The sequence below is a fragment of the Curvibacter delicatus NBRC 14919 genome (assembly GCF_001592265.1).
In the GTDB taxonomy this organism is placed as follows: domain Bacteria; phylum Pseudomonadota; class Gammaproteobacteria; order Burkholderiales; family Burkholderiaceae_C; genus Hylemonella; species Hylemonella delicata.
Genome location: NZ_BCWP01000002.1, coordinates 22565 through 40745 on the forward strand (window position 1 = coordinate 22565; position 18181 = coordinate 40745).

An 18181-nucleotide genomic window follows, 5' to 3' on the forward strand; every position below is an offset into this window, starting at 1 on the left:
TCCTAGAATGGCCGGCATGTACCTCGCCCACCCAGCGACCTTCAGCCCCGTGGCCGCGGGGCTCAAACTCTCCGAATTGATGGCGGCCCTCAGCCATGCGCTGGACATCACGGAAGGCCAGCCCGAGGGCCACTGCATCCGCTGCTGCTGGATCGGCATGCACGTCGGGCGCGAGATCGGCCTGAGCGAGCAGCAGCTGTGGGAGCTCTACTACACACTGCTGCTGAAGGACCTTGGCTGCAGCAGCAACGCCGCACGCATCTGCGAGCTCTACCTGACCGACGACCTGCAGTTCAAGCGCGACTTCAAGCAGGTCGGCGACAGCCTGCCGCAGGTGGTGCGTTTCGTGCTGCAGCATACCGGCCTCAAGGCCGGCCTGGCCGAGCGCTTCCACAGCGTGCTGCACATCTTCCGCGACGGCAGCGAGATTGCCCAGGAACTGATCCAGACCCGCTGCTCACGCGGCGCCGACATCGCGCGCCAGCTGCGTTTTTCCGAAGGCATTGCCGGCGGCATCTACAGCCTGGACGAACATTGGAATGGCGGCGGCAAGCCAGACGCCCTGGCCGGCGAGGCGATTCCGGTCTACGCCCGCATCGCGCTGCTGGCCCAGGTGATCGACGTTTTCCACACCGCCGGCGGTCGCCAGGCCGCGCTTGATGAAGTCAGTGCCCGCTCCGGCCAATGGTTCGACCCGGCACAGGTCAAGGCTTTCCAGTCCGTCGCGCAATCCGAGGCTTTCTGGACCACGCTAGCCGCGCCAGACATCCAGCGCGCCGTACTGGCGCTGGAGCCGGGTCGCTACGAGGTGCCGCTGGACGAGGACTACCTGGACGACATCGCCGCCGCCTTCGGCCAGGTGGTGGACTCGAAAAGCCCCTACACCAGCGGCCACAGCGCCCGCGTGGCGCTTTACACCGACCTGATCGGCGAGGCGCTGGGCTTCAACCTGGAGCGGCGGCGCTGGCTCAAGCGCGGTGCGTTGCTGCACGACGTCGGCAAGCTGGGCGTGAGCAACAGCGTGCTCGACAAGGCCGGCAAACTCGACGCCGAGGAATGGAAGGCGGTGCAGGCCCATGCCGCGCTGACCGAGTCCATCCTGTCGCGCATCGAGGCCTTCAGTGAATTGGCCGTGGTGGCCGGCGCCCACCATGAGCGGCTCGACGGAGGCGGCTACCCACGCGGCCTCAAGGCCGAAGACATCTGCATGGAGACGCGCATCATCACCACGGCCGACATCTTCGACGCCATCACCGCCGAACGGCCCTACCGCGGCGCGGTACCGATCCCGCAGACGCTGGAGATGATGGCCAAAACAGTCGGTACCGCGCTCGACCCGGACTGCTACGCTGCACTGAAAAAAGCCATGGCCAACGTGCCGGGCTGAACGCCCGGCAACGCAGGACGGCTCGGCTACAGTGCCGGCATGCCCTTGCTCAACGCCCTCGACACCGCCGCCCGCCTGCCCTACCCCGAACTCGCGCGCGAAATCAGCACCCTGCTGCAGGACAGCAGCGTCCAGGTACCGCCACGCCTGGTACAGGCCCTGCCCGGCGGCGGTTGCCTGTTCGTGATGCCGGCGCTCGATGGCCGCCTTGCCATCACCAAGCTCATCAGCTACACCCCGGCCAATGCCGGCACCGATCGGCCCGCCATCCAGGGCGATGTGGTGGTGTTCGACATCACCACCGGCGAGCGCCGGCTGGTGCTGGACGGACCCACCGTCACCGCGCACCGCACCGCTGCCGTCTCGCTGCTGGCCGCGCAAACCCTGGCACCCAACACGCAGGGCCCGCTGCTGATCGTCGGTGCCGGCGTCCAGGGCCATGCGCACCTGGAAGCGTTTGCCGCTGGTCTGGATGTAGGGGAAGTAATGATCGCCTCGCGCAGCGCCGCCAGCGCACAAGCCTTGGTCGACCACGCCCGCACCCTGGGCCTGCGTGCCCGCGTCGTGGCCGATCCGAATGCCGTGCTGGCCGACTGCCCGCTGGTGGTCACCTGCACCCCGGCCAGCGGCGTTGTGCTGCAGGCCTTGCCGCGGCCGGACGCCTTTATCGCGGCGGTGGGCGCTTTCACGCCGAAGATGGTGGAACTGAGCCCCGAGCTGTGCCGTCACATCGCCACGCAAGGCACGGTGGTGCTGGACACACGCGACGCCGACCACGAAGCCGGCGACCTGCTGCAGGCCGAGCTGGACCTGACACGCTTCGCCACGCTGCAGGATGTGCTGCGGGAAAAGAAAAACCGGTCGGACTCGAAAGTCGGACCGGTTCTGTTCAAGAGCTGCGGCTGGGCCGGCTGGGATCTGGCGGCGGCGCGGCTGGCGCTGCCGATCTGAGCCTCAGGTCTTGGGCAGCGTCACGCCGCGCTGGCCCTGGTACTTGCCGCCGCGGTCCTTGTAGCTGGTCTCGCAGACCTCGTCACTCTCGAAGAACAGCACCTGGGCGCAGCCCTCGCCGGCGTAGATCTTGGCCGGCAGCGGCGTGGTGTTGGAGAACTCCAGCGTCACATAACCTTCCCACTCGGGCTCGAAGGGGGTGACGTTGACGATGATGCCGCAGCGCGCGTAGGTGCTTTTCCCCAGGCAGATGGTCAGCACATTGCGCGGGATGCGGAAGTACTCCACGGTGCGCGCCAGCGCGAAGCTGTTGGGCGGGATGATGCAGACGTCGCTCTCAATGTCGACGAAACTCTTCTCGTCGAAGTTCTTCGGATCCACCACCGTGCTGTGGATGTTGGTGAAGACCTTGAACTCGGGCGCACAGCGGATGTCGTAACCGTAGCTGCTGGTGCCGTAGCTCACGATCTTGTGGCCGGCAGCGTCCTGCCGGATCTGGCCCGGTTCGAAGGGCTCGATCATGCCGTGCTGCTCGGCCATGCGGCGGATCCATTTGTCGCTCTTGATGCTCATGATGGGGTTTCCTGGGAATCCGTTGATTGTAGGCAGGCTTTCAGTGCCCCTTGGCAGCCGCCCGACCTGCGTAGCGGGGGGGGGGGCCACCGCATTCTTGATCTGGCTCAGGCGACGCCGAACAGCGCCACCAGCGTCTGGCGCAGCCAGCGGTTGCCCGGGTCGGTCTCGAAGCGTTTGCTCCAGTGCAGCGACACCGTGAAATCGCGCAACGGAAACGGCGGCTCGATCAGCGTATAGCCACCCTGCTCGGCAAAACCGTGCGCGATGTTGCGCGGCATCACCACCCCGAGGTCGGTCGCTCGCACGATGGCCGGCAGCACCATGAAGTGCTCGGTGGTCAGGCGCACGCGGTCCTCCAGCTTGAGCAGCTGCAGGATGCGCAGCGCGTCGGAGTGGGTACGCCCGGCGACGAACTCCAGCTGCTGGAGGGCGTCGAGCAGGGCCTTGCCGCTGCGCCGGCGCCGCTGGTATTCGGCCGCAAACGGGTGCCCTTCGCGCAGCAGGACGATGTAGCGGTCCTTCAGCAGCTGCCGGCGCTGTGTGTCCTTGACGCTGGGCAGAAAGCCGAAGGCAAAGTCGATCTGGCCGCTGTCGAGCGCATCGGCAATGGCTGCCAGCGGCAGGGCCTGGGTCTCGACGCGCACACCCGGCGCCTGTTGGCGCAGGTGGGCCATCAGGTCGGGCAGGAAACGGCCTTCGCCAATGTCGCTCATGTGGATGCGAAAGGTCTTCTGCGACTGCAGCGGGTCGAACTGCACCGACTCGTTGAGCGCCTGCTCCAGCAGGCCCAGCGCTGTGCGCACGACCGGCGCCAGACGATCGGCCTTCGGTGTCGGCTGCACGCCACCGGCCGCACGCATGAACAGCGGGTCCTTGATCAGCAGGCGCAGGCGCGTCAGGCCCTGGCTGACCGCCGGCTGCGTCAGGTCCAGCGTGTCGGCAGCGCGGCTGACGTTGCGCGTGCGGTAGACCGCATCAAAGACGCGCAGCAGGTTGAGGTCGATGTCCTTGATATTCATATATCTAATATTAATTAGTCACTTTATTTTATTGATTGATATTGAATTGCACGCGACACTGCGCCACCCCCATCAGAACATCGAGAGACAAGCGTGGAAGTTTCATTCAGCCAGGAAATCAAATCACTGGCCTTGGGCCAGGGCGACACCTTTCACGGTGAAGGCATCCTGGCCATCACCAAAGGGCTGCTGCAATCGGGCGTGGCCTACGTCGGCGGTTACCAGGGCGCGCCGGTGTCGCACCTGCTGGACGTGATGGTGCAGGCCAAGGACTACATGGACCAGCTCGGCGTGCACGTGGAAGCCTGCTCCAACGAAGCCTCGGCCGCCGCCATGCTGGGCGCCTCCATCCATTACCCGCTGCGCGGCGCCGTCACCTGGAAGTCGATCGTCGGCACCAATGTGGCGGCAGACGCCTTGAGCAACCTGGCTTCACCCGGTGTCACCGGCGGCGTGCTCATTGTGGTGGGCGAGGACTACGGCGAAGGCGCCAGCGTGATCCAGGAGCGCAGCCATGCCTACGCGCTCAAGTCCGGCATGATCCTGCTCGACCCGCGGCCCGAGCTGGGCCAGATGGTCGAGATGGTGGAACAGGGCTTCCGCCTGTCGGAAGCCTCCAACATGCCGGCCATGATGGAGCTGCGCATCCGCACCTGCCATGTGCGCGGCAGCTTCGAATGCAAGGACAACGTGCCGCCGGCCGTTTCCACCCGCCATCTGATGGCCGAACCGGCCAAGTTCGACTACATGAAGCTGGCGCATCCGCCAGTGACCTTCCGCCAGGAAAAACTCAAGGTGGAGCAGCGCATTCCGGCGGCGCGCCAGTACATCGTCGAGCACAAGCTCAACGAACTGATGGACGGCCCACGCCAGGAGCTCGGCATCATCGTGCAGGGCGGCATCTACAACGCCCTCATTCGCGCGCTGCAGCAGTTCGGCCTGGCCGATGCCTTCGGCAACAGCGACATTCCACTCTTGGTGCTCAACGTCACCTACCCGCTGGTGCCGGAGCAGGTGGCCGAGTTCGCACTGAACAAGCGCGCCGTGCTGGTGGTCGAAGAGGGCCAGCCCGAGTACATCGAGCAGGAAATCGCCACCTTCCTGCGCCGGCGTGACATCAACACCGCGCTGCACGGCAAGGACATGCTGCCCTCCGGCGGCGAATACAACGTCGAGACACTGACCGCCGGCCTGATCACGTTTCTGGCCAAGCACGCCAGCGATGTGGACGCGTCCTCCGCCAGCGCCTGGCTCAAGGGCAATGGCGAGCGCCGCAGCGCCGCGGCACAGCAGCTGGCCCAGGCCCAGACCACCTTGCCCACCCGCCCACCGGGTTTTTGTGTCGGCTGCCCGGAGCGGCCGGTGTTTTCGGCGCTCAAGCTGGCGCAGCAGGACGTCGGCCCGGTGCACATCGCGGCCGACATCGGCTGCCATGCCTTCGGCACCTTCGAGCCCTTCTCCTTCGGCCACTCCATCCTCGGTTACGGTATGAGTCTGGCCAGCCGCGCCGGCGTCTCACCCATGATGCAGCGGCGTACCCTGTCCATCATGGGCGACGGCGGCTTCTGGCACAACGGTCTGCTGACCGGCGTGCAGAGTGCGCTGTTCAACGGCGACGATGCCGTGCTGATGATCTTCAAGAACGGCTACACCTCGGCCACCGGCACGCAGGACATCATCTCCACCCCCAGCCATGCCGCCAAGGAAGACGCGCAGGACAAGAGCACCAGCATCGTGCACACCAACCAGGCGATCGAGAACACGCTCAAGGGTATGGGGGTGCAGTGGCTGCGCACCGTGCACAGCTACGAAGTGGCCGAGATGCGCAAGACCCTCAACGAGGCCTTCACCACCGAGTTCAACGGCCTGAAGGTGATCGTGGCCGAAGGCGAATGCCAGCTGGAGCGCCAGCGCCGCATCAAGCCCTGGATCGCCAGCCTGCTCAAAAAGGGCGAGCGTGTGGTACGCGTCAAGTACGGCGTGGACGAGGACGTCTGCACCGGCGACCACGCCTGCATCCGCCTCTCCGGCTGCCCCACGCTCACGCTGAAGGACAACCCGGATCCGCTCAAGGTCGACCCGGTGGCAACCGTGATCGACGGCTGCGTCGGCTGCGGCCTGTGCGGCGCCAACGCGCATGCGGCCACGCTGTGCCCGTCGTTCTACCGCGCCGAAGTGATCCAGAACCCCAAGTGGCACGAGCGCCTGCTCGGCTCTTTGCGCGCCGCTTTCGTCCGCGTGCTGCAACCCATTTAAAAAAAACATGCACCAGCAAAAACCCATCACCCTGCTGATCTGCGCCCTCGGCGGCGAAGGCGGCGGCGTGCTCTCCGAATGGCTGATCGACGTCGCGCGCGCCAGCGGCTACCCGGCGCAGAGCACCTCCATCCCCGGCGTGGCCCAGCGCACCGGCGCCACCACCTATTACGTCGAAGTGTTTCCGGTACCGCTGGCCGAGCTCGGCGGCAAGTGCCCGGTGTTCAGCCTCTACCCGGCACCCGGCAGCCTTGATGCCATCGTCTCGTCCGAGCTGCTGGAGACGGCGCGCCAGATCGGCAACAGCATGAGCGCGGCCGAACGCACGCTGGTCATCACCTCCAGCAACCGCACCCTCACCACGCAGGAACGCATGCAGCTCGGCGACGGCCGCACCGACACCGCGCCACTGCTGGAGCTGGTGCGCACGCACAGCCGCGAGCACCATGTGTTCGACATGGGCGAGCTGGCACGCAGCAGCGGCACCATCGTCAGCGCCGTGATGCTGGGCGCGATTGCCGGCAGCGGCCTGTTCCCCTTCACGCGTGCCGCCTACGAAGGCGTGATCGAGGCCGGGGGCAAGGGCACGGCCGCCAGCCTGCGCGGCTTCGCCAAGGGCTTCGAGCTGGTGCAGGGCCAGCAGTCGCAGGCCCGCCTGGTCAAGGAACTGCTATCAGATTCAGAGCATCTGGCGCATAAACCACCTGCCCTGCAGCCTGATTTGGCTCAAATTTTTCCGCCGGCGGTGCAGGACATCGTGGCACTGGGCCATGCGCGTCTGGTCGAGTACCAGGGCACGGCCTACGCCCAGCGCTACATCGATCGCCTGCAGCAGGTGCTGTTGGCCGAACGCAGCAGCGACCCGGCCGGCGCCCACGGCTTTGCCGTCACCCGAGAAACCGCACGCTGGCTGGCGCTGTGGATGGCGTTCGACGACATCGTGCGCGTGGCCGACCTCAAGAGCCGTGCCCGCCGCTGGCAGCGCGTGCAGGGCGAAGTGAAAGCCGGCAGCGACGACCTGCTCAAGGTCTACGACCACTTCAAGCCCGGTGCCCCCGAGTTCGCCGCCCTGCTGCCGCAAAGCCTGGCGCAGCACGTGCTGGCCTGGGACCGCCGGCGCGTCAACGACGGCAAGGCCTCATGGGCCCTGCCGCTGAAGATCGGCACCCACTCGGTGGGCGGCATGATCGCGCTGCGCGGGCTGGCCTCGCTCAAATGGCTGCGCCCGCTGGGCAGCCGCTTCGCCACCGAGCAGGCGCTGATCGAGCAATGGCTGGCAGCCGTGGTGAGCACAACGCGCCGCCACTGGCAAGCCGGCCTGGAGATCGCCCAGTGCGGCCGCCTCATCAAAGGTTATGGCAGCACCAACGAACGCGGCAAGGACAACCTGCTGCATGTCATCGAGCACCTGGCTGCGGCCACCAGCTTCGCCTCGGACGATATCCGGGCTGAGGCGATTGCCGCCGCCCGTACCGCAGCACTGGCCGACGATGCCGGCCAGGCGCTGGACCGGACTCTGGTACAACACGGCGTACCGGCACGGCCCATCAAGCCGCAGCCGATCCGCTGGGTGCGCAATCCGCGATTGAACAAAACCAGTTGAGACAACAAAGCAAAGGAGACCTCATGAAACTGAACCTCAATCCCCTGCGTCGCACGCTGCTGGCCGCCTTGGTGGCCAGCGCCGGTGTGCTGCCCGCCGCCCATGCGCAAAGCTGGCCGAGCAAGCCGATCAAGGTCGTGGTCAACTTCCCGGCCGGCGGCGCCGCCGACCAGTTGGCACGCGCCGTGGCGCAGCCGCTGCAGGAGGCCTTGGGCCAGCCGGTGGTGATCGACAACCGTGGCGGCTCCGGCGGCAACATCGGCGGCGACGTGGTGGCCAAGTCGCCGGCCGACGGCTACACCCTGCTGATGAGCTCGGGCGGCATGGTGTCGGTCAACCCGCACATCTACCCCAAGATGCCCTTCGACCCGGCCAAGGACCTGGTGCCCGTGGCTTCGGCCGCGCGCGTGCTGGTGTACCTGACGGTGCGCCCGACGCTGCCGGTCAACAACATCAAGGAATTCATGGCCTACGTGAAGGCCAACCCGGGCAAGCTGTCCTATGGCTCGCCGGGCAACGGCAGCTCGCCGCACCTGGCCGGTGAAATGTTCAAGAGCCAGGCCGGCCTCTACACCGTGCACGTACCCTACCGCGGCGCCGCGCCGGCCCTGCAGGACCTGCTGGCCGGCCAGATCGACTACGCCTTCGACCCGGGCATCGGCCTGAACCAGGTGCGCGCCGGCAAGCTCAAGCTGCTGGCCGTGGGCAGCCTGCACCGTTCGCCGCTGTTCCCCGACGTGCCGACGCTCGACGAAGTGGGCCTGAAGGGCTTCGACGCCGACACCGTGTTCGGCTTCTACGCCCCGGCCGGCACACCGGCAGCCGTCATCAACCGCCTCAACAGCGAGATCAACAAGACCCTGAGCCAGCCGGCGGTGAAGGAGCGCATCAACAGCCTGGGCGGCGCACCGCTGCCGCTGACCCCGGCCCAGTTCCACGCCAAGGCGATGGAAGATTCCAAGCGCTTTGGTGCCATCATCAAGGAACGCAAGATCGTTGGCGATTAAGCTATCACCCGCGCCCCTCGTCCATGAACGGAGAGGGGCTCCTGACCCCATGACTGACACCTCTGCAACACCCGCCACCTCGCGGGTCATCGTCTACACCGTGCGCGTCGAGTTCGGCGACTGCGATCCGGCACGCATCGTGTGGTTTCCCAACTTCTTCCGCTGGATCGATGCGGCCTCGCGCCACTTCTTCCTCCAGTGCGGCGTACCGCCCTGGCACGAAACGGAAAAAACCATGGGCCTGATCGGCACGCCGCTGGTCGACACCCATGCAAAGTTCGTCAAGACCGCCAGCTATGGCGACACGCTGGACATTCACACCAGCGTGGCCGAATGGCGCGACAAGAGTTATGTGCAACGCTATCGGGTCATGCGCGGCGGCGACCTGATCATGGAATGCGACGAAGTGCGCATCTTTGCCGCCCACCGGGAAGACGGCAAGGGCATCCGCGCCATCCCAGTCCCGGCAGAGATAAAAGCGCTGTGCTCGTAAACAAAAAGCCGCCTCATCAGGCGGCTTTTTTTTGAGTGGATGCAGCGCTAGACGCCGGCCAGCATGCGCAGGCCACCCGGATCGAGCAGGTTGAGCACCCGTCCGGTGCCGCTGATCAGGCTGCGTTCACGCAGATGACGCAGCACACGCGACAGTGTTTCCGGCGCAATACCCAGCTGGGCGGCAATCAGGCGCTTGCGTTGCTGCAGCAGCACCGACTGACAGCCTTTTTCACCCGGTTTGGCATGGCGCAGCAGCCATTCGGCACAGCGCGCCTCGGCGTCCTTGGCCAGCCGGCTCACCGCCAGTTCGGTCTGGCGCCGGTGCGCCGTGGCCACGTCCTGCAGCACGGTGCGTGCTGCCACCGGCATGGCCGCCAGCGACTGGCGGAACTTGGGCAAGGCAATGCGCCGCATCACCACTTCGCCTTCGGCCACGGCGTCCACCGCACTCGGCAGGTTCAGCACGGCAGCAGTGGCTTCCAGCCAGAACGGGCCTTCGACTTCACCGAGCTGATGCTCCATGGCGTCGCCCTCCATCACGCCCAGTGCCACGCGACCGCTTTCGATGTACATGGCCCACGCTGGCGAAGCGCCGCGCTTGAGCAGTACCGATCCGGGCGCGATAACGCGTCGCTCGGCAGATTGGTCCATGAATTCGGCGGGTAGCATGGACGCAACTGTGCGCTCCTTGCCGCTCGTTGACCTTGAGCAAAATCAAACAAAACGCACGAAATCAGTCGGGAATGGCGCGAACTAGGGCCTGTTCACATTGATCAGGCCCTAGATGATCAGCAACGCACGGAAATCGTTGACGTTGGTGTGGGTCGGTCCGCTCACCACCAGATCGCCCAGCGGCTGGAAGAAACCGTAGGCGTCGTTGCGGTCCAGGTAGCGGTCCACCTTCATGCCCAAGGCCTGCGCCCGCGCCAGCGTGCCGGGTTCGACCCAGGCACCGGCATTCTCTTCCATGCCGTCGATGCCGTCGGTATCGGCCGCCAGCGCCCACACGCCCGGCTGCCCCTGCAATGCCGCCGCCAGCCCCAGACAGAACTCGCCGGCACGGCCGCCACGGCCACGTGTCTCACCGGCCGGCACCGGACGCACCGTGACGGTGGTCTCACCGCCGCTCAGGATCACGCAGGGTTTGGCAAACGGCTGCTCGCGTTGCGCGACCGCGCGTGCCAGGGCGGCCTGCACCTTGCCCACCTCGCGCGACTCGCCTTCCATCTCGTCGCTCAGGATGTAGGTCGCCAGACCCGCGGCGCGCGCGGCAGCTGCGGCTGCCTCGAGCGACTGCTGCGGCGTGGCAATCATGTGCACCGCATGGCCCGTGAACAGCGCATCACCGGGCTTGGGTGTTTCCAGCGTACCTTGTTCCAATTGGGCCAGCACCGGCGCCGGAATATCAATGCGATAGCGCTTCAGGATCGCCAGCGCATCGGCACAGGTCGTGGCGTCCGGCACGGTCGGCCCGCTGGCGATCACCGACGGGTCGTCACCCGGCACATCGCTGATGGTCAGCGTCACCACGCGCGCCGGTGCGCAGGCCGCGGCGAGCCGCCCGCCCTTGATGCGCGACAAGTGTTTGCGCACGCAGTTCATCTCGCCGATGTTGGCGCCACTGTGCAACAGGTCGCGGTTGATGCGCTGCTTGTCCTGCAAGGTCAGGCCCTCGGCCGGCAAGGTCAGCAGGGCCGAGCCGCCACCGGAGATCAGGCACAGCACCAGGTCGTCCGACGTCAGCCCCTGCACCAATGACAGGATGCGCTGCGATGCCGCCAGCCCGGCGGCATCGGGCACCGGATGCGATGCCTCCAGCACCTCGATGCGGTGCGGCAGTCCGGCCGGCCGCTGCGGCGTGTGGTGGTAGCGTGTCACCACCACACCCGACAGCGGTGCATCGACCGGCCACAAGGCCTCGACCGCCTGCGCCATCGAGCCGGCTGCCTTGCCGGCACCGATCACGATGGTGCGGCCTTTGGGTGGCGAGGGCAGGTAAGCGGCCGTGTTGTGCAGCGGCAGGGCACGCCGCACCGCGGTTTCATAAAGATGGGTCAGGAACTCGCGCGGTTGGGTGCGGGGATCTGGGCATGTCATTCTTGGTGTCTCCTGCTGCCATTGTGCCGGCTGTGGGTGGTCAGGAACCGGCGGCTGAACCGGCAAAACAGTTTGAACCGCAGCACCCTTGGCAAACCCACTAAACTGATCAAAAAAAACTGCCGTGCGTTCAGCCACGCACACCTCACCCGGAGACACATGTTCATGACCACACGCCGTTATTCCCTGCGCACCCTGGCCGCCGCCACCGTCTTGTTGAGCGGACTGGCCGCCGCCCAGAGCTTTCCCAGCAAGCCCGTCACGCTGGTGGTGCCCAACCCGCCGGGCGGCTTCGTGGATGCCTCGGCCAGGCTGCTGAGCGAACCGCTGTCGCGTGTGCTGGGCCAGTCCGTGGTGGTGGACAACAAGGGTGGCGGCAGCGGCAATGTGGCCTATGGCCTGGTGGCACGGTCCACCCCTGACGGCTACACCCTGCTGACCTCCTATTCGGCCTACCACGTCGGCAATCCCAACCTCAACCCCAAGCTGCCCTGGGCGCAGAAAGACCTGGCCCCGGTGGCCCTGATCACCGTGGCCACCAACGTGATTGCCATCCACCCCTCGGTCCCGGCCAACACCCTGGGCGAGTTCATCAGCTACCTCAAGGCCAATCCGGGCAAGCTGAGCTACGCTTCGCAAGGCAACGGTTCGCTCTCGCACATCGGCACCGAGATGTTCAAGATGCAGACCCACACCAGCATGGTCCACATCCCCTACCGCGGCTCCGGTCCGGCGGTGCAGGACGTGCTGTCGGGCCAGGTGCAGGTGTTCATCACCACGCCGCCGTCGATCATGGGCCACATCCAGGCCGGCAAGCTCAAGGGGCTGGCCGTGGCCGGCAAGGCGCGCCACCCCGGCATCCCCAACGTGCCGACCACCGCCGAGGCCGGCCTCAAGGGTTTCGAGCTGGAGGCCTGGGTCGGCATCTTTGCACCGGCCGGCACGCCACCCGAGGTGATCGCCAAGCTGAGCAGCAGCATCAAGCAGGCCATGGAACAGCCTGACACCAAGACCCGCGCCAACGCCGCCGGTATTGAAATCCGTTACCTGCCGCCCGCCGCGCTCGATGCCCTGGTGAAACGCGAGACCGAGTTCTGGGCCAAAACCATCAAAAGCGCCGGCATCACGGCCGACTGAGCCTGCCGCCCTGGCCTGGCCTGGCAGCCGGGGCGGTGACACCTAAAGGCACAAACTGTCACCTCTGGACACGTAATTTCGTGCCACAAGCACCGCGATTTGTGGCAAATTCCTCTTCATGAACTGCCGCCCTCACCCTTGGGCGGCCCACCGGATGAGGAGAGCCCCCATGCAACAGTCCACTGAACGCCGCCAGCTGCTGCTGGCCGCCTCGGCCACGGGCATCGCCACGCTGCTGGCCGCCTGTTCCACGCCCCCGGTCGAGAAGGCCGAGACGCCCACGCCTGAGCCGGTCGCCACCCTGCCGCCGCCCGACAAGGTATCAGCCGCCACCACACCGCGCGCCTACCGCCGCGACGCGGCCAGCCACCTGTATGGCAAAAACGGCGAACGCATCTTCAAAGGCAGAATGCCTCCCCTGCTTTACGCAGTCGGTGTGCTGCAGGTGGAAGTGGACAGCCGCGGCCAGGTGATCGGCACCAGCTGGATGCGCGCACCGCGCCATGCCCCTGAAGTGATGGCCGAGATTGAGCGCACCGTGCGCCAGGCAGCGCCTTTCCCGGCCCCGGTACGCATGGGCCGCGTGACCTACACCGACACCTGGCTGTGGCACAAGAGCGGCCGCTTCCAGCTCGACACCCTGACCGAAGGCCAGGCCTGATCGTCTGACTTGGCACACACACAACGGCCCGCCTGATGCGGGCCGTTTTTTTGACATAGGCAAGCGCTCCCAAGCGCCACAAACCACGCCGAGTGAAGGGTTCCAACCAGAAAACGCCGTGGAACCGGCTTTGCCGGGCCACTGGCGTTGCCCCCTGCAAGGGGGCCGAGACCTGCGGCTCCAAGCCTGCATACGCAGGCTTGGACAGGTCGAAGAGCTTCGGACTCTGGCCGAGGCCCCACGGCGATGAGCGACACGAAGTGCGCGCAGCCTGGGGGTATGCCAATACTCACACCCTCGCCAAGCTGTCCCACCAGCGCTCGCCCAGACGCCCCTGCATGAAGGCAATGAAAGCCAGCACCTTGCCCGGCACCAGCTTGGGCGAAGGAAACACGGCATGAATTTCCTGCTCGGGCAGCGTATGGCCCTTGAGCACCTCCACCACATGGCCGGACTGCAGCGAGTTGCTGGCCACATAACGCGGCATGGCCGCGATACCGAAGCCGTTGCGCGCTGCCGCGAGCACGGCCGACAGGTTGTTGGAGCGCAACCGACCGCTTACCGGTACCGTCACCGTCTCGCCCTTTGGTGACGTCAGTCGCCAGACGTCGTCCCCCAGTACGCTGCTGTAGATCAGCGCCGGGTGCTGGCTCAGGTCCATGGCCTGCTTCGGCGTACCGTGCTTGCGCAGGTACTTCGGTGCTGCCACCATCAGCCAGGGGTTGACGCCGAGAAAGCGCGCGCCCAGGCCGGAATCCGCCAGCTTGCCCATGCGGATGGCCAGATCGATGCCGTTGGCCACCAGGTCGGTGTAGCGGTCCTCGAAGCTGAGGTCGAGTTGCACCTGCGGGTGCTTGGCCATGAACTCGAGCGCCAACGGCGTGATGACGCGCCGCCCGAACGCCACCGAGGTGCCAATGCGCAGCAACCCCTGCGCCTGGGTCTGGCGCAGACGTACGATGTTCTCGGCCTCGTCCGACTCGCGCACGATGACCTTGCATTTCTCGTAGTACAGCGCGCCCGACTCGGTGACGCTGACACCGCGCGTGTTGCGGTTGAGCAGGCGCACTTTCAGTCGCTCTTCAATGCTGGCCACCAGCTTGGTCACAGTAGGCTGCGTGATGGCGAACTCGCGCGCCGCGCGCGAAAAACTGCCGGTTTCCACCACCCGCACAAACACATTCATGGCCTGCAGTCGATCCATCACCTTCTCCTGATTCATTCCAATCTGGAATAGATGTTATGGAGCGCAGCCGTCTTCCGCAAGCGCACAGGGGTTCATACAGTTCGCCCATTGTTCGATGGAATCCAAGGAGACAAGACATGGCCAAAATGAAAGCAATCGAAGCTGCGGTCTGGGTGATGGAAAAGGAAGGCATCACGCAGGCCTTCGGCGTGCCCGGCGCCGCCATCAACCCGCTTTATGCGGCGCTGCGCAAACAGGGCAGCATCAGCCACATCCTGGCGCGCCACGTGGAGGGTGCCTCGCACATGGCCGAGGGCTACACCCGCGCCAACGCCGGCAACATCGGCGTGTGCATCGGCACCTCGGGCCCGGCCGGCACCGACATGATCACCGGCCTGTACTCGGCGCAGGCCGACTCCATCCCGATCCTGTGCATCACCGGCCAGGCACCGCGCGCGCGCCTGCACAAGGAAGACTTCCAGGCGGTGGACATCGAATCCATCGCCAAGCCGGTTACCAAGTGGTCGGTCACCGTGCGCGAGCCGGCCCAGGTGCCGCGCGCCTTCCAGCAGGCCTTCCACCTGATGCGCTCGGGCCGCCCCGGTCCGGTGCTGATCGACCTGCCGTTCGATGTGCAAATGGCCGAGATCGAGTTCGACCCCGACACCTACTCACCCCTGCCGGTCTACAAGCCGACCGCCACGCGCGCCCAGGTGGAGAAGGCGCTGGCCATGCTCAACGCGTCGGCCCGTCCGCTGCTGGTCGCCGGCGGCGGCATCATCAATGCCGACGCCTCCGAGCTGCTGGTGCAGTTCGCCGAACTCACCGGCGTGCCCGTGATTCCGACCCTGATGGGCTGGGGCTCGATCCCTGACAACCACCCGCTGATGGCCGGCATGTGCGGCCTGCAGACCAGCCACCGCTACGGCAACGCCAGCATGCTGGCCTCCGACTTCGTGCTGGGCATTGGCAACCGCTGGGCCAACCGCCACACCGGCTCGGTCGAGGTCTACACCAAGGGCCGCACCTTCGTGCACGTGGACATCGAGCCGACCCAGATCGGCCGTGTCTTCGCACCCGACTACGGCATCGTGTCGGACGCCAAGGCCGCACTCGAATTGTTCGTGCAGGTGGCCCGGGAATGGAAGGCCGCCGGCAAACTGACCGACCGCAGCGCCTGGGCCGCCGAGTGCCTGCAGCGCAAGGGCACGCTGCACCGCAAGACCAACTTTGATGCCGTGCCGATGAAGCCGCAGCGCGTCTACCAGGCCATGAACGAGGCCTTCGGCGAGAACGTCTGCTACGTCAGCACCATCGGCCTGTCGCAGATCGCCGGCGCGCAGATGCTGCACGTCTACAAGCCTCGCCACTGGATCAACTGCGGTCAGGCCGGCCCGCTGGGCTGGACGGTGCCGGCCGCTCTGGGCGTGCGCGCCGCCGATCCGACGCGCAAGATCGTGGCGCTGTCGGGCGACTACGACTTCCAGTTCATGATCGAGGAGCTGGCCGTGGGCGCGCAGTTCAAGCTACCCTACATCCACATGGTGGTCAACAACTCCTACCTCGGCCTGATCCGCCAGGCGCAGCGCGGCTTCGACATGGACTACTGCGTGCAGCTCGGCTTCGACAACATCAACACCGAAACCGACGCGGTGGCCAAAGGTTACGGCATCGACCACATCAAGGTGGTGGAAGGCCTGGGCTGCAAGGCCATCCGCGTGCACAAGCCGGAGCAGCTGGCCTCGGCCATCAAGCAGGCCGAGGCCTGGATGGCGCAGCACCAGGTGCCGGTGGTGATCGAGGTCATCCTGGAACGCGTGACCAACATCGCCATGGGCACGGAAATCGACAATATCATGGAGTTCGAGGACCTGGCGCAAACGCGTGCCGATGCACCGACCGCCGTCGCCTCGATGCTGGACTAAGACAGAGACAATGGAGACTGACTGAGATGCCCAAATTTGCAGCCAACCTGACCATGCTGTTCAACGAAGTGCCCTTCATGGAGCGCTTCGCTGCTGCCAAGGCGGCCGGGTTCGAGGCGGTGGAATACCTGTTCCCCTACGCTTTTGACAAGAACGAACTGGCGCAAGCCCTCAAGACCCACGGCCTGAAGCAGGTACTGCACAACCTGCCGGCCGGCGACTGGGATGCCGGCGAGCGCGGCATCGCCTGCCACCCCGACCGCGTGGACGAATTCCGCGCCGGTGTGGACCGCGCCATCGACTACGCCCGGGCCTTGGGCTGCCCGCAGCTGAACTGCCTGGCCGGCAAGCTGCCCGCCGGCGTGAGCCGCGAGCAGGCGCAGGCCACCTTCGTGACCAACCTGAAGTTCGCCGCCGACAAGCTCAAGGCCGCCGGCCTCAAGCTGCTGATCGAGCCGATCAACAGCTACGACATCCCGGGCTTCTTCCTCAACACCACGGCACAGGCCGCTGCCATCCTCGACGCGGTGGGCAGCGACAACCTGTTCATCCAGTACGACCTCTACCACGCGCAGCGCATGGAGGGCGAACTGGCCGCCACGGTGCAGAAATACCTGCCGCGCATTGCCCACATCCAGCTGGCCGACAACCCCGGCCGCAACGAGCCCGGCACGGGAGAAATCAACTATGCTTTCCTGTTCCGCCACCTCGACGCCATCGGCTACACCGGCTGGATCGGCTGCGAGTACAAGCCCAAGACCAGCACGGTCGAAGGCCTGGGCTGGATCAAGACCCTGAACAAGTAAAAGCGATTGAGAGACAGAGAGACAACATGACCAAATCCGGACTCAAAGTGGGCTTCATCGGCCTGGGCATCATGGGCACGCCCATGGCCATGAACCTGATCAACGGCGGCCACGTGCTGTTCGTCAACACGCGCAGCAAGGTTGCGCCGGAACTGGCGCAAGCCGGCGCCACGGTGTGCACCTCCCCGGCCGGTGTGGCCGAGCGCGCCGACATCATCTTCATCATGGTGCCCGACACGCCCGATGTGGAAAAAGTGCTGTTCGGCGACAACGGCGTGACCAAGGGGTTGAGCAAGGGCAAGGTAGTGGTGGACATGAGTTCCATCGACCCGATCGCCACCAAGGCCTTCGCGAAGAAGATCAACGAACTCGGCTGCGACTACCTCGACGCCCCGGTCTCCGGCGGTGAAGTCGGTGCCAAGGCGGCCTCGCTCACCATCATGGTCGGCGGCGAGCAGGCCGTGTTCGACCGCGTCAAGCCGCTGTTCGACCTGATGGGCAAGAACATCAACCTGATCGGCGGCAACGGCGACGGCCAGACCTGCAAGGTGGCCAACCAGATCATCGTGGCGCTGAACATTGCCGCCGTGAGCGAAGCGCTGGTGTTCGCCTCCAAGGCCGGCGCCGACCCGGCCAAGGTGCGTGCAGCGCTGATGGGCGGCTTCGCCTCCTCGCGCATCCTGGAAGTGCACGGCGAGCGCATGATCAAGCGCACCTTCAACCCGGGCTTTCGGATTGCGCTGCACCAGAAGGACCTCAACCTGGCTTTGCAGGGCGCCAAGGCGCTCAACGTGGCGCTGCCACAGACCGCCAACGCTGCACAGCTGATGCAGGCCTGCGCCGCCCTTGGCCACGGTCAGGCCGACCATTCTGCGCTGGTGAAAGCGCTGGAAGCGCTGGCCCAGCATCCGGTGGCACCTGACGCCTGAAACAGCCCCACCGTCTTGCACGGCAGACACCCTGCGCTCTTTTCAGAAAGGGCTCAGGGTGTTATCATTTTTGCCGATATAAGTCATCAAGCACTTGCAGACCGCAGGCCATTCCGCCTGACCGTTGTCCTTGCCTGTCCCGATCA

Annotated in this window: 16 protein-coding genes; 11 read left to right on the top strand and 5 right to left on the bottom strand. The window is 65.8% G+C overall.

Features of this window, described 5'->3' with window-relative positions:
* Window positions 1-16: 16 nt before the first annotated feature.
* Window positions 17-1387 (top strand): HD-GYP domain-containing protein, encoded by a 1371-nt coding sequence (locus tag CDE01S_RS01320; protein WP_066702968.1) that lies wholly within the window; start codon window positions 17-19, stop codon window positions 1385-1387.
* A gap of 39 nt (window positions 1388-1426) precedes the next feature.
* Window positions 1427-2338: a delta(1)-pyrroline-2-carboxylate reductase family protein gene (locus CDE01S_RS01325; RefSeq protein WP_066702592.1), complete on the top strand. Its 912-nt coding sequence runs from the start codon at window positions 1427-1429 to the stop codon at window positions 2336-2338.
* Window positions 2339-2341: 3 nt separating this feature from the next.
* Here the strand turns inward: CDE01S_RS01325 and dcd are convergent, their stop codons facing one another.
* Both dcd and CDE01S_RS01335 read right to left on the bottom strand, forming a co-directional pair.
* The gene (dcd, locus tag CDE01S_RS01330) at window positions 2342-2911 is read right to left on the bottom strand and encodes a dCTP deaminase (RefSeq protein ID WP_066702594.1); all 570 of its coding nucleotides are present in this window, start codon (window positions 2909-2911) and stop codon (window positions 2342-2344) included.
* Between the two features lie 107 nt (window positions 2912-3018).
* Complete coding sequence (locus tag CDE01S_RS01335) at window positions 3019-3933, bottom strand: LysR family transcriptional regulator (protein ID WP_066702597.1); 915 nt, start codon at window positions 3931-3933, stop codon at window positions 3019-3021.
* Window positions 3934-4026: 93 nt separating this feature from the next.
* Between CDE01S_RS01335 and CDE01S_RS01340 the strand changes: the two genes are divergently transcribed.
* Genes CDE01S_RS01340 through CDE01S_RS01355 form a run of 4 tightly spaced genes read left to right on the top strand, consistent with a single transcriptional unit; the run spans window position 4027 to window position 9292 of the window.
* Window positions 4027-6189, top strand: coding sequence for a thiamine pyrophosphate-dependent enzyme (locus CDE01S_RS01340; protein WP_066702602.1), 2163 nt, complete (start codon window positions 4027-4029; stop codon window positions 6187-6189).
* 7 nt (window positions 6190-6196) lie between these two features.
* Entirely contained in the window at window positions 6197-7792 is a 1596-nt protein-coding gene (locus CDE01S_RS01345; RefSeq protein ID WP_066702605.1) for an indolepyruvate oxidoreductase subunit beta family protein, read from the top strand.
* Between the two features lie 23 nt (window positions 7793-7815).
* A complete protein-coding gene (locus tag CDE01S_RS01350; protein WP_066702608.1) occupies window positions 7816-8799 on the top strand; it encodes a Bug family tripartite tricarboxylate transporter substrate binding protein in 984 nt (327 codons plus the stop codon).
* A gap of 49 nt (window positions 8800-8848) precedes the next feature.
* On the top strand, window positions 8849-9292 hold the full coding sequence (locus CDE01S_RS01355; protein WP_066702610.1) for an acyl-CoA thioesterase: 444 nt from the start codon (window positions 8849-8851) through the stop codon (window positions 9290-9292).
* Window positions 9293-9339: 47 nt separating this feature from the next.
* On the opposite strand, the gene CDE01S_RS01360 is transcribed toward CDE01S_RS01355, so the two are convergent.
* Together CDE01S_RS01360 and CDE01S_RS01365 are read right to left on the bottom strand one after the other, a co-directional pair.
* Window positions 9340-9963: a Crp/Fnr family transcriptional regulator gene (locus CDE01S_RS01360; RefSeq protein WP_066702613.1), complete on the bottom strand. Its 624-nt coding sequence runs from the start codon at window positions 9961-9963 to the stop codon at window positions 9340-9342.
* A 111-nt stretch (window positions 9964-10074) separates the two neighbouring features.
* The gene (locus CDE01S_RS01365; RefSeq protein ID WP_066702616.1) at window positions 10075-11391 is read right to left on the bottom strand and encodes a glycerate kinase type-2 family protein; all 1317 of its coding nucleotides are present in this window, start codon (window positions 11389-11391) and stop codon (window positions 10075-10077) included.
* Window positions 11392-11556: 165 nt separating this feature from the next.
* Here CDE01S_RS01365 and CDE01S_RS01370 point away from each other — a divergent pair, with 165 nt between their 5' ends.
* Both CDE01S_RS01370 and CDE01S_RS01375 read left to right on the top strand, forming a co-directional pair.
* Window positions 11557-12528 carry a Bug family tripartite tricarboxylate transporter substrate binding protein gene (locus tag CDE01S_RS01370; RefSeq protein WP_066702971.1) on the top strand — a complete coding sequence of 324 codons (972 nt, stop codon included), beginning with the start codon at window positions 11557-11559 and terminating at the stop codon, window positions 12526-12528.
* Window positions 12529-12697: 169 nt separating this feature from the next.
* Window positions 12698-13189 carry a hypothetical protein gene (locus tag CDE01S_RS01375; RefSeq protein WP_066702619.1) on the top strand — a complete coding sequence of 164 codons (492 nt, stop codon included), beginning with the start codon at window positions 12698-12700 and terminating at the stop codon, window positions 13187-13189.
* A gap of 289 nt (window positions 13190-13478) precedes the next feature.
* Here CDE01S_RS01375 and CDE01S_RS01380 read toward each other — a convergent pair whose 3' ends face one another.
* A complete protein-coding gene (locus CDE01S_RS01380; RefSeq protein ID WP_066702622.1) occupies window positions 13479-14393 on the bottom strand; it encodes a LysR family transcriptional regulator in 915 nt (304 codons plus the stop codon).
* A 119-nt stretch (window positions 14394-14512) separates the two neighbouring features.
* On the opposite strand from CDE01S_RS01380, the gene gcl reads away from it, so the two are divergent.
* The 3 genes from gcl to glxR are packed head-to-tail and all read left to right on the top strand — an operon-like array spanning window position 14513 to window position 18035.
* Window positions 14513-16300 (top strand): glyoxylate carboligase, encoded by a 1788-nt coding sequence (gcl, locus tag CDE01S_RS01385; protein ID WP_066702625.1) that lies wholly within the window; start codon window positions 14513-14515, stop codon window positions 16298-16300.
* 26 nt (window positions 16301-16326) lie between these two features.
* Window positions 16327-17106 carry a hydroxypyruvate isomerase gene (gene hyi, locus CDE01S_RS01390; protein ID WP_066702626.1) on the top strand — a complete coding sequence of 260 codons (780 nt, stop codon included), beginning with the start codon at window positions 16327-16329 and terminating at the stop codon, window positions 17104-17106.
* 26 nt (window positions 17107-17132) lie between these two features.
* Window positions 17133-18035 (top strand): 2-hydroxy-3-oxopropionate reductase, encoded by a 903-nt coding sequence (gene glxR, locus CDE01S_RS01395; protein ID WP_066702629.1) that lies wholly within the window; start codon window positions 17133-17135, stop codon window positions 18033-18035.
* Window positions 18036-18181: the final 146 nt, after the last annotated feature.

Bases quoted from the DNA above. Each gene is read 5' to 3' on its own strand.
- CDE01S_RS01365 (WP_066702616.1), bottom strand. From the start codon at position 11,391: ATGACATGCCCAGATCCCCGCACCCAACCGCGCGAGTTCCTGACCCAT.
- CDE01S_RS01355 (WP_066702610.1), top strand. From the start codon at position 8,849: ATGACTGACACCTCTGCAACACCCGCCACCTCGCGGGTCATCGTCTAC.
- CDE01S_RS01335 (WP_066702597.1), bottom strand. From the start codon at position 3,933: ATGAATATCAAGGACATCGACCTCAACCTGCTGCGCGTCTTTGATGCG.
- dcd (WP_066702594.1), bottom strand. From the start codon at position 2,911: ATGAGCATCAAGAGCGACAAATGGATCCGCCGCATGGCCGAGCAGCAC.
- CDE01S_RS01380 (WP_066702622.1), bottom strand. From the start codon at position 14,393: ATGGATCGACTGCAGGCCATGAATGTGTTTGTGCGGGTGGTGGAAACC.
- glxR (WP_066702629.1), top strand. From the start codon at position 17,133: ATGACCAAATCCGGACTCAAAGTGGGCTTCATCGGCCTGGGCATCATG.
- CDE01S_RS01320 (WP_066702968.1), top strand. From the start codon at position 17: ATGTACCTCGCCCACCCAGCGACCTTCAGCCCCGTGGCCGCGGGGCTC.
- CDE01S_RS01375 (WP_066702619.1), top strand. From the start codon at position 12,698: ATGCAACAGTCCACTGAACGCCGCCAGCTGCTGCTGGCCGCCTCGGCC.
- hyi (WP_066702626.1), top strand. From the start codon at position 16,327: ATGCCCAAATTTGCAGCCAACCTGACCATGCTGTTCAACGAAGTGCCC.
- gcl (WP_066702625.1), top strand. From the start codon at position 14,513: ATGGCCAAAATGAAAGCAATCGAAGCTGCGGTCTGGGTGATGGAAAAG.
- CDE01S_RS01345 (WP_066702605.1), top strand. From the start codon at position 6,197: ATGCACCAGCAAAAACCCATCACCCTGCTGATCTGCGCCCTCGGCGGC.
- CDE01S_RS01360 (WP_066702613.1), bottom strand. From the start codon at position 9,963: ATGCTACCCGCCGAATTCATGGACCAATCTGCCGAGCGACGCGTTATC.
- CDE01S_RS01370 (WP_066702971.1), top strand. From the start codon at position 11,557: ATGACCACACGCCGTTATTCCCTGCGCACCCTGGCCGCCGCCACCGTC.
- CDE01S_RS01325 (WP_066702592.1), top strand. From the start codon at position 1,427: ATGCCCTTGCTCAACGCCCTCGACACCGCCGCCCGCCTGCCCTACCCC.
- CDE01S_RS01350 (WP_066702608.1), top strand. From the start codon at position 7,816: ATGAAACTGAACCTCAATCCCCTGCGTCGCACGCTGCTGGCCGCCTTG.